This window comes from Amycolatopsis sp. lyj-109 (assembly GCF_046548995.1).
Taxonomy (GTDB): Bacteria; Actinomycetota; Actinomycetes; order Mycobacteriales; family Pseudonocardiaceae; genus Amycolatopsis.
Genome location: NZ_JAJPWR010000020.1, coordinates 38,003 through 51,633, shown reverse-complemented (window position 1 = coordinate 51,633; position 13,631 = coordinate 38,003). Strand labels below are relative to the sequence as shown.

Genomic DNA, 13,631 nt, shown 5'->3' with positions numbered 1-13,631 from the left:
GGATCCCTCCGGGAAAGCGAGTAGTCAAGATCTGAATATTTGCTCATAATTGTGTCATGACCAGCACAAACACGCTGCGCCACGTCTCCGTGGCCGAGGTGCGGGCCCGGCTGGGCGAGCCGGAAGAGATGATCAAGGCCAAGATCGGCGACCGCATCGACGGGCCCGCCCGCCGCTTCATCGCGCACTCGCCGTTCCTGACGCTGGCCACCGCGGACGCCGCGGGCCGCGCCGACTGCTCACCCCGCGGCGACTACCCCGGCTTCGTCAAGGTCCTCGACGAGCGCACGCTCGCGCTGCCCGACCGGCCCGGCAACAAGATCGCCGACTCCTTCCGCAACATCGGCGAGAACGACGGTGTCGGCCTGTTGTTCTTCGTCCCCGGCATGCGGGAGACGTTGCGGGTCAACGGAAGCGCGTACGTCACCGACGACCCGGACGTGCTGGCCCGGATGCGCACCGAGGCGAAGGCCCCGATGCTGGCGATCGTCGTCGACGTCGCCGAGGTGTACTTCCACTGCGGCCGCGCGCTGATCCGCTCGCGCCTGTGGGACCCGGCGAGCCAGGCGCTGGCCGCCGAACTGCCGTCGGCCGGCGAGATCGCCGCCGAGAAGATGAACATCGACCCAGGCCTGCTCGACCAGCTCCTCGAAGACGGCTACCGGAGGCTGTACTGAGATGCAGAAGACCATCCTGGAGCGCGTCGACCACGTCACCGACGACGTCGTCTCGCTGGTCCTGCGCGGCGACGAAGGTCCGCTGGCCCCGTGGGAGCCGGGCGCGCACATCGACCTGGAGCTGCCGAACTGGCTGACGCGGCAGTACTCGCTGTGCGGCGACCCCGCTGACCTGTCGGCCTACCGCATCGCGGTCCGCCACGACCCGCTGAGCCGCGGCGGCTCGGAGTACGTCCACCTGTTCCTGCAGCCGGGCCGGACGCTGACGGTTTCGCTGCCCCGCAACCACTTTCCCCTGCTTCCGGCGCCGGAGTACCTGTTCGTGGCGGGCGGGATCGGGATCACGCCCATCGTGCCGATGCTGCGTGCCGCGGTCGCTTCCGGCGCGGCGGTGACGCTGGCGTACGCGGGCCGGGCGTTCGCCGCGGAACTCGCTTCGGAGTACGGCGAACGCGTGCGGCTCGGGCGCCCGGATCTCGCGGCCCTGGCGGCGGAGTTCCCGGCCGCGGAGGTGTACTGCTGCGGCCCGGCGTCGATGGTGGACGCGGCCGAGGCGGTGTTCCCGCGGGTGCACACCGAGCGTTTCGAGCCCACCCGGCGGACGTTCGGGCCGGACACCCCGTTCGAGGTGGTGTGCGCCCGCTCCGGGGGCACGATCCAGGTCCCGGCGGACGAGTCCCTGCTGGACGCGCTGAACCACGCCGGGCGTCCGGTGCCGTCCGCGTGCCGGGAAGGCGTGTGCGGCAGCTGCGAGGTCCTGGTCGTCGAGGGCGAACCCGAGCACCGCGACGACATCGGCGCCGCTCCGGGCCGGATGTACCCGTGCGTGTCACGCGCGCGGTCAGCGCGGCTCGTACTGGACCTCTGACCGGATTCGCCGGCTGATCAGCGGCAGCGGCTGTCCGGATGCAGTGAATGACTCATTCCTGGCATCCGACGCCAGGAATGAGTCATTCACTGCGCTCGGGCCATCGCAGCGGCGGCACGACGGCGGCCGGCCGAACAGCGTAGGGCGGGTACCATCGCGATCAGCCTCGACGTCGAGGAGGCAGCGTGGGCGAACTCGGACTGGCCGACACCAACGGCATCCTCGCGCTGCCCTGGGTCCGTCCCGACCGGACCAGCGCCGGCCTCGGCTGGGACCGCGTCTACGTCTCCCGGCAACGGGAACGCCCCTACCGCGCCGAGTTCGGGCCCGCCCACAGCCACCAGCTGATCCTGCACCTCGACGGCCCCGTCACCGTCCGGCGCGGGGTCGGGACCGCGCGCGAACAGAGTCGGCGGATGCCCGCCGGCGGGCTCTTCCTGCAGCCGTCGCACGCCGAGCTGTCCGTCGAGCTCGGCGGCCCGCTCGACACCGTGCACGTCTACCTCTCCGACGACGCCGTGCAGGATGCCGCCGGGGAGCACGCGCCCGTGCGGCTCGCCGAGGAGCTCGGCAGCCGCGATCCCCTGCTCGAACAGCTCGTGCTCGGCCTCGACGGCGTCGTCCGCACCTGGGAGCCGGGCGCCCGCACCTACGCCGACCAGCTCGGCGCGCTCGTCGCCGCCCAGCTCGTGCGCCACCACCGCGCCGGCCGGGTTCCCGGGCCCGAGCCGGCCCGCGGCCTGTCCGACCGCCAGTTCGCGCGGGTCCGCGACCTGATGGCCGAACGGCTGGCCGAGCCGGTGCCGCTGGCCGACCTGGCCGCGCTCGCCCGGCTGAGCGTCAGCCAGTTCTCCCGCCGGTTCAAGGCCCGCACCGGCCTGCCGCCACACCGCTACCTGCTGCGGCTGCGCGTCGAACAGGCCGGGCTGCTGCTGCGTACGGGCGACGACCCGATCGCCGAGATCGCCGTCCGGTGCGGGTTCTCCCACCAGGAGCACCTGACGCGGGTGCTGCGCGCCCAGCTAGGTACCACGCCGGCCGCGCTGCGCCGCTCGGGCTGACACACACTGTCTTGCGGGGGTCCGGGTGGCGGAGCCCCCGGCCGGGGCGAAGCCCCGAATGTCACACGCGCGTTTCGTGCCGTTGTGCAGCACGAACGTGCAGGACCGGGCCACACGGCGACCGGATACTGCCTCGCATGACCTCGTTCAGCTACGCCGCGAACCCCGTCCGGGTGGTCTTCGGCTCGCTCGACACCCTGGGTGCGGAGGCCGACCGGCTGGGGCTCGGCCGCGTCCTGCTGATCGGCCGCCCGCGCCACGGCGACCGGGCCGCGGCGGCGCTCGGCCCCCGGCTGGCCGCGCGGTTCGAAGACGCCACCATGCACACGCCGGTCGACGTCACCGAACGCGCGCTCAAGGTCGTCGCGGACAACGACGTCGACGGTGTCGTCGCGATCGGTGGCGGCTCGTCGACCGGGCTGGCCAAGGCGATCGCGCTGCGGACCGGCCTGCCGCAGCTGATCGTCCCGACGACCTACGCGGGGTCCGAGCTGACGTCCGTCCTCGGCGAGACGGCCGACGGCCGCAAGACCACGCAGAGAACTCCGCAGGTCCGGCCGGAAACCGTCCTCTACGACGTCGGGCTCACCCTCGAGCTGCCGGTGCCCGTTTCGGCGGCCAGCGGGCTCAACGCGCTCGCCCACGCCGTCGAGGCGCGCTACGCCCCGGACGCCAACCCGATGACCGACCTGCTCGCCGCGGAGGCGACCAGGCTGCTCACCGGTGCCCTGCCGCGGATCGCGGCCGATCCGTCCGATGTGGACGCCCGCACCGACGCGCTGCGCGGCGCCTGGCTCGCGGGGACGTGTCTCGACGCGGTGAAGATGGGCCTGCACCACCGGCTGTGCCACCACCTCGGCGGCAAGTTCGGGCTGCCGCACGCCGAAACCCACGCCGTCCTCCTCCCGTACGTCATGGCGCGCCAGGGCCTCGACGACGCTGGTGCGGTGTTCGAGCTGGCCGCGTCCCTGCCGATCCCGCATTCGCTGGCCGAGCTGGGCCTCACCGAAGCCGATGTCGAGGGCGAGCCGGAAGCCGACTTGTTGCGCACTGCCTTGCACGGCACCCGCCCCGCCTTGCCGCCGAGCCTCAAGGCGCTCACGCGGCAGGTCGTCGACAGCTTCGCCGGGGCGCCGGACCGGGTCCGGCTGCTGCTGACCGACCTCGTCGAGACGCTGCACGGCTACGCGATCCGCACCGACCTCACCCAGGACGAGTGGGAGTACGCGATCGGCTTCCTGACCCGCGCCGGGCACCTCACCACCGACACGCGCCAGGAGTTCATCCTGCTGTCGGACACCCTCGGCGTGTCGAGCGTCGTCGACGTCCTGACCAACTCGCGGACGCCGGACACGACGCCGTCGGCCGTCCTCGGCCCGTTCTACGTCGACGGCCCGCCGGAGACGCCGCAGGGCGCCGACCTCGCGGACGGCCTGCCCGGGACTCCGCTGTCGGCGGACATCCGCGTGGTCGACACCTCGGACGTGCCGGTCGCGGACGCGATCGTCGACGTCTGGCAGTCCAATGAGGACGGTTTCTACGACGTCCAGCTGCCCGACGTCGACGGGCCGGTGCTGCGGGCCCGCTTCCGCACCGACGCCGATGGCCGGCTGCGCTTCCGGACGATCGTGCCGAGCGCGTACCCGATCCCGGCCGACGGGCCGGTCGGGCTGATGCTCGACGCCGTCGGGCGGCATCCCTACCGGGCGCCGCACGTGCACTTCATGATCGCCAAACCCGGCTACCGCACGCTGATCACGCAGCTGTTCGTCGCCGGCGGGGAGTACCTCGACTCGGACACCGTGTTCGGCGTCAAGGACGGCCTGATCGTCGACTTCACCGAAGGACTCGACTTCACCTTCCGCATCTCAGGGAGCGACGCATGAGTTACGACACCGACGTCATCGTGGTCGGCAGCGGCCCGGCCGGTGGTTCCGCGGCGCTGCTGCTCGCCACCTACGGCGTGCCGACCGTGCTGGCCACCAAGTACGGCTGGACGGCCAACACGCCCCGCGCCCACATCACCAACCAGCGGACCATGGAGGTGCTGCGCGATCTCGGCGTCGAGGACAAGGCCCTCGCCGTGGGGACGCCACCGGAGCTGATGGGCGACACCGTGCTCTGCACGTCGCTGACCGGGCCGGAGATCGGCCGGATCGCCAGCTGGGGCACCGGCGACCGCTCGGCGTCCGAGTACACCGCCGCGAGCCCGTGTCACATGATCGACCTGCCGCAGACCTACCTGGAGCCGATCCTGGCGAGCGAAGCCGCCGCGCGCGGCGCGAAACTGCGGCTGGACACGGAGTTTCTTTCCTTCACCCAGGACGATTCCGGGGTCGACGTGCGGTTCCGCGACCGGGTGCGCGGCGACGAGTTCACCCTGCGCGCCAGGTACCTCATCGGCGCGGACGGCGCCCGCAGCCGCGTCGCCGAGCAGGCCGGGCTGCCGATCGCCGGGCAGACCGGCAAGGCGGGCAGCATGAACATCACGTTCACCGCCGACCTCGCGCGGTACGTGGCCCACCGGCCGAGCGTGCTGTACTGGGTGATGCGGCCGGGCGCGCACCTCGGCGGGATCGGGATGGGCCTGGTGCGGATGGTGCGGCCGTGGAACGAGTGGCTGCTGACCTGGGGTTACGACATCGCCCAGCCGCCTCCGGAGGTCGACGCCGAGGAAGCGACGCGGCTGGTGCGGGACCTGGTCGGCGACCCTTCGCTGGACGTCGAGATCACCTCGACGTCACTGTGGACGGTCAACCACAACTACGCGACCGAGTACCGCAGCGGCCGGGTGTTCTGCGCCGGGGACGCCGTGCACCGGCACCCGCCGTCGAACGGGCTGGGGTCGAACACGTCCGTCCAGGACTCCTACAACCTGGCGTGGAAGCTCGCGATGGTACTGCGCGGCGAGGCGGGCGAGGCGCTGCTGGACAGCTACACCGCCGAACGCGCGCCGGTCGGCAAGCAGATCGTCGACCGGGCGAACCTCAGCCGCGACCAGTTCGGGCCGATCTTCGCCGCGCTCGGCATCTCCGGCGACACCGACGCCGACGGCATCACGGCTGGGCTCGAGACCTGCCTCGCGCCCACGGCCGAGGGCGCGCGGAAACGGCGTGAACTGGAGGAAGCGATCGAGCTCAAGCACTACGAGTTCAACGCGCACGGCGTCGAGCTGGACCAGCGGTACTCCTCCGGCGCGGTGCTGCCCGACGGCGTCCCATCGGCTCCCGACCGCGATCCCGAGCTGTTCCACCGGCCGAGCACCGAACCGGGGGCGAAGCTGCCGCACGCGTGGCTGGTCGGGCCGCACGGCCGTCGCGTGTCCACTTTGGACCTCGTGGGCGGCGGCCGCTGGACGGTCCTGACCGGCCTGTCCGGCACGCCCTGGCGCGACGCGGCGGCCAAGGTCGGCGCCGAGCTGGGCCTCGACCTGCGGACGGTCCGCATCGGCGACCCGGGCGTCCGCGACGCCTACGGCGACTGGTCCCGCCTCAGCGGCATCGCCGAGGACGGCTGCCTCCTGATCCGCCCCGACGCCTACATCGCGTTCCGCCACCCCACCCCGTCCCCCACCCCCGCGGCAACCCTCCTCACCGCCCTCCGCCACCTCCTCGACCGTGAGTGAAGGGTCAACTCGCGTGATCAGAGGGTCAACTCGCGTGATTGAAGCGACGACACGGCGAACCGGCCGCGGCAGCTCGTGTCGACCTCTCCATCACGCGTGTCGACCCTCCAATCACGCGTGTCGGCGGTTCCGTCACGGGGTGTCGACCCCGGTGAGGGTGACGGGGACCTTCGGGGGGCCGCTGCCGTCGCCGATTCCCGGTTTTGCCGGGTCGATTCCGCGGCGGGCGATCGTGTCGAGGGTTTGCAGGCCCGGGTCGTCGATGCTGCCGAAGACCGTGTACTCGGGCGGGATGTTGTTCTCGCCGTAGACCAGGAAGAACTGGGAGCCGCCGGAGTCCGGTGCGGTCGTCTTCGCCATCGCGAGGACGCCGCGGCCGTACGTCAGCCCGGGGAACAGCTCGTCGCGGATCGTGTAGCCCGGGCCGCCGGTGCCGTCGCCGACCGGGTCGCCGCACTGGAGCATCTGCAGCCCGGTGGTCACCGACAGCCGGTGGCACGACGTGCCGTCGTAGAAGCCTTGCCGAGCCAGGCTCAGGAAGTTCACCACGGTGCACGGCGCCAGCGCGCGGTCCAGGGTCAGCCCGATGGCGCCGGCGGTCGTCGCGAGCCGGACGTCGACGGTCCCGGTCGACGACGCCGGGCCGTCGGGCGGCAGCGCGACCTTCTTCGGCGCCGGTGAGCCCGGGTCGGGGGTGAACGCGCACGTCACCGGGTCGGCCAGCGGCTTCGCCCGCTTCGGCATCGGGGCCCGGCCGCCCGGCAGCGTCACCAGGGTGCTCGGCGCCGCGGACGTCGAGGGCACGACCGTCATCGACGCGGCGGGCCAGTGCCCCGGCGCGACGTCCCCCTTGCCGTCCGGCTCGCGCAGGAACCCGGGATACCCCCAGGCCAGGAACGCCAGCACCATCAGGATGACGACCCCGGCCGACCCGGTGATCAGCACCATGGCGGCCGGGGACGTCTGCTTCGGCGGCGCCGGCGGCTGCCACCGCGGGTACTGGTACGGCGGTTGGCCGGGCCCCGGTCTGCCGTCCGGCTCGCTCATCCACGCTCCCCTTCGTCGGAGAGCACCATAGTGCCGTCAGGGCCGCCTCTCCGTGGCGAAAACGCGGATCACGGCAGCCCCCACGGCACGCTCGCCCCGCCCGGCGCGACCGGCCGGACGCCGAAGTCGGGCCGGTCGCCCTTCCGGTAGACGAACGCGTCCTCGCCGCACCCCAGTTCGACCTGGACGTCCCCGCCGGCCAGCCGCCGCCAGCGCCGCGCCCGGCCCCGCGCGTCCGTCACCGCGAGCTCGCCGTCGATGCCCGGCCGCAGCACGCACGGCGCCCCGGCCTCACTGTGCACCTTCAGCCAGCGCGTCTTCCCACCGGTGCGGGACGCGCTGAGCAGGAACGCGCCTTCGGTGCGGAAGTCCCGCAGCGCGACGTCGCCCCAGGCCGCGGGCACCGCCGGGAACAGCCGCAGCACGCCGCCCCAGCTCTGCACCAGCATGTCCTGCAGGGACTTCGCCGCCGACAGCGGTGTCTCGATGACCGGCCCGGATTCCTTGTACATCGTGTTCGGCTGGATGTACCGCCGCTGCAGTTCGCCGAGGTAGAACGCGGCCTGCTCGCCGCGCAGCATCTGCGCCGAGATCGACGCCGCCCCGGTGAACGTGTAGCCCTGCAGCGCGCCTTCGAAGCCGACCCAGTGGTTCAGCGACGTCTCGATGATCGCCCGGTGCTCCGGCTGCTCCCAGGTGACGTCGTAGAGCGGGTAGACCTGCAGCAGGTGCGAGTAGTGCCGGTGCGACTTCGCGAACGGCACCCCGGCGCCGATCATGTAGCCGTTGCCGTCGGCCGGGTAGTCCACCAGCGTCGCCAGGACGGTCCGCCACCGCGGCGCCAGCGGATCGGACGGCGCCGTCTGCAGCAGCGTCTTGCAGCCCCAGCGGATCAGCGAGAGGTCGTAGTTGCAGTCCGGGGCGTTGACGCCGTACTCGGGGGAGAACGTCGGCGGGAGGTGCAGCTTCCCGTCCGGCCCCGGCGCGAGGAAGTGCAGGTAGTAGTTGATCGCCTTGCGCAGCAACGGGACCAGCGTGCTCCGGAGGAGGGATCGGTCCATCGTGTGCCGGTAGGACAGCCAGACGTTGTGCAGCGCCCAGGTCAGGTTGCCGACCTCCGGCGTCGGCGTGTCCCGCCCCGGGATCCCGACCGGGAACCCGCTGGTGGCGTTCGAGACGCCGTTGAGCAGCGTCATGTCCGTCGTTCGCGGGATGCCCGCCGAATCGGCCTGGTACGGCTGCGCGACCTGGCTCGTCAGGTTGGCCCGGTACTTGTCCAGCGCGAAGCTGACCGCATCCAGCTCCAGGTGGTTCGAGCCCTGGATCAGCCAGTATTCGAGCTGGACGTTGAGGTTCCACCAGGTCGCCGGCCACGGCGTGTTCTCCAGCCACGGCCCGGACGTCGCCATCACCGGCGCCTCGCGCCGCGCCGCCGAGGCGACCTTGTACAGCTGGATCCAGTAGAAGCTCTGCAGCCGGGTGTCCGGAATGGACAGGAAGCTCGCTCGGTAGTAGTCGTGCCACCAGCGCCGGTGGTCCTGGGTGAGCGCGGCGAACTCCCGTACCCGGCGGACCGTGCCCAGCGCCCGCGCCACCGACGTCTTCTCCGGGTGCGACCAGGCCACCGACGTGTACAGCGTGCGTGCGCCGCCGCGGGTGACCTCACGCCAGGCCGTCACGTGCTCGCCACCGGCCAGCAGCGGCTGGACGGCCAGGTGCGTGTCACCGCTCGCCGACAGCTGCACCGGCGGGTTCGCCGTGTACCCCGCCGGCGGCGGCTTGTTCCACACCGGGTCGGCGCGCGGGCTGACCGCCGCTGCCGGGTGGAACACCCACTTGAACGCCCGCTCCCCTTCGGAAGCGCGGATTTCCACGGCGAGCAGCGGCTGTCCCGTGTGGACGATCGCGCGCAGGCTCAGGCTCCCCGCCGCGGTCGTGATCGTGCCGGTCAGCTCGGCGTTCCACAGGTCCATCCGCCAGTCGATCGCGGTGATCGCGCCGACCGGTTCGAGCGTGAAGTACCCGATCGGCAGCCTCGCGAGGCCGAACAGCGAGCCGAACTCCGGGCGGTGGTCCTGGACCTGGCTGTGCTGGACGTTGAACCGGATCGCGTTCCGCCCCGGCTCGGCGTAGATGCCGGAGCCGAGGAACCCGTTGCCCAGGAACGGGCCCTCGTACCAGGTCTTCGGCAACCGCCGCCAGTACAGGTCCGCGGTGGCCAGAAAGCCGGCCCAGCCGAAGTCGTCACTGCCGGGCTCGTCGGCGAAGGCGGGCGTGATGCCCGCCGCACCGGCGGCGATCCCGGCGAGCGCGCCACCGAGCACGGTTCTGCGGGTGATGTCCATTCGACCTCCTTGTCGAAAGCGGATTTCAGCTCGGCAGGCCCCACGCCGGTGCGGGGCCGAGCGCGGGGACGTCCCGCGGCCCGAAGTCCGGCCGCCCGCCCCGCGGGGTGACGACGGCGGTGCCGCCGCGGCGCAGCCCGATCGCGACCCGGCCGGGCCCGGCCGCCCGCCACGGCAGCCGGCGGCCGTGCTCGTCGCGGACGTCGACGTCCCCGGCGACGCCGTGCTGCAGGACCAGGGGCTCGCCGGCTTCGCTGTGCACGCGGACGAACTCGGTCCGGCCGCCGCGGCGGGAGGCGTCCACGAGGAACGCGCCTTCCGCGCGCAGCCCGGCGATCGAGGCGTCGCGCCAGGTCGCCGACACCGACGGGAAGACCTTGAGCACGCCGCCGGAGCCCTGCATCAGCATGTCCACCACGGACTGCGCGGCGGTGATCGGGCTCTCGATCGCGAAGTTGGAGCCCTCGCGGTACATCGTGTTCGCGGTCAGCTCGGTGTCGGCCACGACGTTCCGGTCGAGGAAGAACTTCAGGTACCGCAACGCTTCTTCGGGCGCGTCCATCACCGAGTTCATCGACGACGCGGCCGCGTAGCTGTAGCCGTGCCAGGCCGTCTGGTCGGCGGCCCAGTGCGTGAAGGTGCGCGTCATGAGGTCGCGGTCGCCCGGGACGTCCCAGACCTTCTCCCGCAACGGATACAGCCACAGCAGGTGCGAGAAGTGCCGGTGCGAGGCGGCCAGCGGGACGCCGTCGCCGATCAGCACGCCGTTCGCCGGGTCTTCGTGGTACGGCACGAGTTTCGCGCCGATCTCCCGCCAGGTCGGCACGCGCGGTTCGTCGAGGCAGAGGATCCGGGCGGTGTCGACGAGCGTGCGGGCCGCCCACCGGATCAGCGACAGGTCGTAGGTACAGTCAGGCGCGTCGGCGTACTCCGGCGACCGGGTCAGCGGCAGGTGCAGCGAGCCGTCCGGGCCGGTGACCAGGAAGTGGCGGTAGAAGTTCAGCGCCTTCGCCAGCGTCGGGTACAGGACATCGCGGAGCACGCGTTTGTCCATGTGGTGCCGGTAGGCCAGCCAGACGTTGTGCAGGCCCCACAACAGGTTCCCGGTCTGGTCGGTCTTGGACGTCGTCCCGGGGACGCCCACCGAGCGCGTGCCGCCGGGGCGCAGCCGCCAGTCACCCGGGTGCGAGAGGGCGAACGTGTCACCGTCGCGGTACGCGGGCGGGACGGACACCTCGAGGTTCGCGTGGTCGCGCCGGAAGGTCTCGGTGACGGCGTCGAGTTCGGGGTGGTTGGTGCTGTTGACGATCGGGTAGGTGACCTGGACGTTGAGGTTCCACCAGACCGCGGTCCAGCTGTTGCCGACCTCGGGGAACCACGGGCCCCATTCGGACACGACCGGCCCGTCCGCGCGGGTGGCGGAAGCGATCTTGTACAGCTGGATCCAGTAGAACCGCTGCACCTGCTTGTCGGGCACCGAAACGAAACTGCGCCGGTGGTAGTCGTTCCACCAGTGGCGGTGCCGGGCGAGCAGCGCGTCCGGGCGGGCGGCAAGCGCTTTCCGGACGGCGTTGCGCGCGTCCGCGGTGTGCGTGGTGCCCGGGAAGCTGTAGGCGACGGCGGCGGCGAGCAGCCGTTTCGTGCCGACCGTGCGCTCCTGCCAGGCCGTGGTGTACCCGCCGCCGGCGAGCATGGGCTGCGCGCAGTAGCCGTCACCGGTTTCGGGCGCCGGGTTGGCGACGTACTCGGGCGGCTTGCGGACGGTCCGGGTGGTCGCCGACTCCAACGGCTGGAACGCCCAGGCGGTGGTGGCTTCGCCGGCGCTGGGCGTCAGCGAGACGAGCAGCACGCCGAGGTCATTGTGCACGACGGCGGAGAAGGCGACCGAGCCCTGGGTGGTGGTGATGGTGCCGCCGAGCTCGGCGTTGTAGAGGTCGAGCGTCCAGTCGACGGCGGTGATCGCGCCGGCCAGGGTGAGGGTGAGGTAGCCGATGGGCAGGCGGGAGAGCCCGATGCCGGCTTCCCACTGGATGCGCTGGTCCTGGACCTGGGTGTGGCTCAGCATGAACTTGAGCGTGTTCGGCGTCTTCCCGGCGTAGACCTGGGCGCCGAGGTAGCCGTTGGCGAGGAAGGGACCTTCCTGCCAGTTCTTCGGCAGCCGCCGCCAGCGCATCCGCGCATCTCCGGCGACGTCCCGGTGGGGGTTGGTTCCGGCGAGCGCCGGCGGGGCCGCTCGGGCCCACAACCCCCCGAAGGCGGCGGCCCCGGCCAGGACCGAGGCAGAGCGGAGCACCGTCCGCCGGGACACTGCGTCCATGAAGCATCCTCCGAACTCATACGACGTTTCGGCGAGATCACGCGGCGGCGTCCGGTCATACTTGCAGAGAGATGCCCAAAAGACCAGAGGAGTTCACTCAGAAAGCGGCAGAGACATCCGACCTATCTGCCGCCCCCAGTCTGCCGCGGCCCTCGTGAGTGGTAATTCGGGTTAGAACCCTCATTACCACTCACGACCCTCCGGGCCGCGGCTTCTCTCAGGGAAGCGGGGGGAGCGCCGGGGTGTGCAGCCAGCGGGTGAAGAACGCGCCCAGCGAGCGCCCGGCGTGTGCCTCCGCCGCCGCCACGAACTGCTCCGTCGTGACCAGCCCGTGCCGGTGCTCCTCGGCCCACGACTTCAGCAACGCGAAGAAGGCCGGGTCCCCGATCTCCGCCCGCAGCGCGTGCAGCGTCAACCCGCCACGCTTGTAGACGCGCTCGTCGAACATCCGGGCCACCCCGGGGTCGGCAATCCGCACGTCCGCGGGCTTGGCCTTGATCCGCGCGTGCCAGCTGCGGGCCAGCGCCGAAGCGGACAGGCCGCCCGACTCCTCCGACCACAGCCACTCCGCGTACGTCGCGAAGCCCTCGTTCAGCCAGATGTGGCGCCAATCCGCCACCGTCAGGCTGTTGCCGAACCACTGGTGGGCCAGTTCGTGCAGCACGAGCCGCTCGTGGGTGCGGCGGCCGTCGACGTGGTTGGCGCCGAAGATCGCCATGCCCTGGGCCTCGATCGGGTCGTCGAGGTCGTCGTCGGTGATCACGATGACGTACTCGCCGAACGGGTACGAGCCGAACAGCCTCTGCAGGAACTCCATCATCCGGCCCTGCCGCCCGAAGTCCCGCTCGAACGCGCGCCGCAGCCGCGGGGGCACGGCCGCGCGCTGCGGCACCGCCGACGCGACCGACTCGACGCCGCCACGCCCGAAGCCGAGGGTCAGCAGGCGCGCGCCCACGCCGGCGGGTGATCCCCAGCCGCGGCCGGTCAGTTCGACGTCGTCGTAGCGGCCGATCTGGACGCTCATCAGGTAGGTCGCCGTCGGCTCGGGCCGCTCGAAGACCCAGCGCGTCGTGCTCGCCGACGTCGAGCGCTCGACCAGGGTGCCGGTCACCGCGACCAGGTACGGCGACGCCGTCGTCACGCTCACCCGGTACGCCGCCTTGTCCGACGGGTGGTCGTTGCACGGGAACCACGACGGCGCCCCGACCGGCTGGCTCGCCACCAGTGCGCCGTCGGTCAGCTCGTCCCAGCCGACGTCACCCCAGCGGCTCCCCACCGGGCGCGGGTTGCCGACGTAGTGGACCTCGACGATGAACGCCCCACCCGCCGGGATCGACTTCGCCGGCTTGACGTGCAGCTTGGTGCCGCGCTTGAGGTACTTCGCGGGCTTGCCGTCGACGAGCACCCGGTTGATCCGGAACTCGCCGAAGTCGAGGCTGACGCGGGAAAGCGCCTGCGTCGCCTCCGCGGTGATCACCGCGGAGGCCGAGAGCCGGTTCGGCGCGACCTTGTAGTCGAGGCTCAGGTCGTAGTGCCGGGTCCGGTACCCGCCGTTGCCGTGGGCGGGCAGGTAAGGGTCGCCGGAGGTGTCCGCGCCGGGAGCGGGAGCCTTCGAAATCACCCGTGGCGAACCTTTCGTCGTGCGTGCTGGAACCAGGCTCGCACGGACGGGTGAGTCCGGCGCGCCTGGC

At 71.8% G+C, this 13,631-nt stretch carries 9 protein-coding genes; 5 read left to right on the top strand and 4 right to left on the bottom strand.

What is annotated here, in order from left to right; translation table 11 throughout:
* The first annotated feature begins 56 nt into the window (after window positions 1-56).
* The 5 genes from ACLJQF_RS35605 (at window position 57) to ACLJQF_RS35585 (ending at window position 6,231) form a co-directional block, all read left to right on the top strand.
* Entirely contained in the window at window positions 57-677 is a 621-nt protein-coding gene (locus ACLJQF_RS35605) for an MSMEG_1061 family FMN-dependent PPOX-type flavoprotein (protein WP_410614661.1), read from the top strand.
* A gap of 1 nt (window position 678) precedes the next feature.
* On the top strand, window positions 679-1,545 hold the full coding sequence (locus tag ACLJQF_RS35600; RefSeq protein ID WP_410614660.1) for a PDR/VanB family oxidoreductase: 867 nt from the start codon (window positions 679-681) through the stop codon (window positions 1,543-1,545).
* Between the two features lie 185 nt (window positions 1,546-1,730).
* Complete coding sequence (locus tag ACLJQF_RS35595) at window positions 1,731-2,606, top strand: helix-turn-helix domain-containing protein (protein ID WP_410614659.1); 876 nt, start codon at window positions 1,731-1,733, stop codon at window positions 2,604-2,606.
* A gap of 137 nt (window positions 2,607-2,743) precedes the next feature.
* Entirely contained in the window at window positions 2,744-4,492 is a 1,749-nt protein-coding gene (locus ACLJQF_RS35590; RefSeq protein WP_410614658.1) for a maleylacetate reductase and hydroxyquinol 1,2-dioxygenase domain-containing protein, read from the top strand.
* Window positions 4,489-6,231, top strand: coding sequence for an FAD-dependent oxidoreductase (locus tag ACLJQF_RS35585; RefSeq protein WP_410614657.1), 1,743 nt, complete (start codon window positions 4,489-4,491; stop codon window positions 6,229-6,231). The genes ACLJQF_RS35590 and ACLJQF_RS35585 overlap by 4 nt, the downstream gene beginning before the upstream one ends.
* Window positions 6,232-6,363: 132 nt before the next feature.
* Here ACLJQF_RS35585 and ACLJQF_RS35580 read toward each other — a convergent pair whose 3' ends face one another.
* The 4 genes from ACLJQF_RS35580 to ACLJQF_RS35565 form a co-directional block, all read right to left on the bottom strand.
* Window positions 6,364-7,278 (bottom strand): peptidylprolyl isomerase, encoded by a 915-nt coding sequence (locus ACLJQF_RS35580; RefSeq protein WP_410614656.1) that lies wholly within the window; start codon window positions 7,276-7,278, stop codon window positions 6,364-6,366.
* A 68-nt stretch (window positions 7,279-7,346) separates the two neighbouring features.
* Window positions 7,347-9,623 carry a glycosyl hydrolase family 95 catalytic domain-containing protein gene (locus tag ACLJQF_RS35575; RefSeq protein WP_410614655.1) on the bottom strand — a complete coding sequence of 759 codons (2,277 nt, stop codon included), beginning with the start codon at window positions 9,621-9,623 and terminating at the stop codon, window positions 7,347-7,349.
* A gap of 25 nt (window positions 9,624-9,648) precedes the next feature.
* Window positions 9,649-11,940 (bottom strand): glycosyl hydrolase family 95 catalytic domain-containing protein, encoded by a 2,292-nt coding sequence (locus ACLJQF_RS35570; RefSeq protein WP_410614654.1) that lies wholly within the window; start codon window positions 11,938-11,940, stop codon window positions 9,649-9,651.
* 217 nt (window positions 11,941-12,157) lie between these two features.
* Window positions 12,158-13,561: a M1 family metallopeptidase gene (locus tag ACLJQF_RS35565; RefSeq protein ID WP_410614653.1), complete on the bottom strand. Its 1,404-nt coding sequence runs from the start codon at window positions 13,559-13,561 to the stop codon at window positions 12,158-12,160.
* Between the last annotated feature and the right edge of the window lie 70 nt (window positions 13,562-13,631).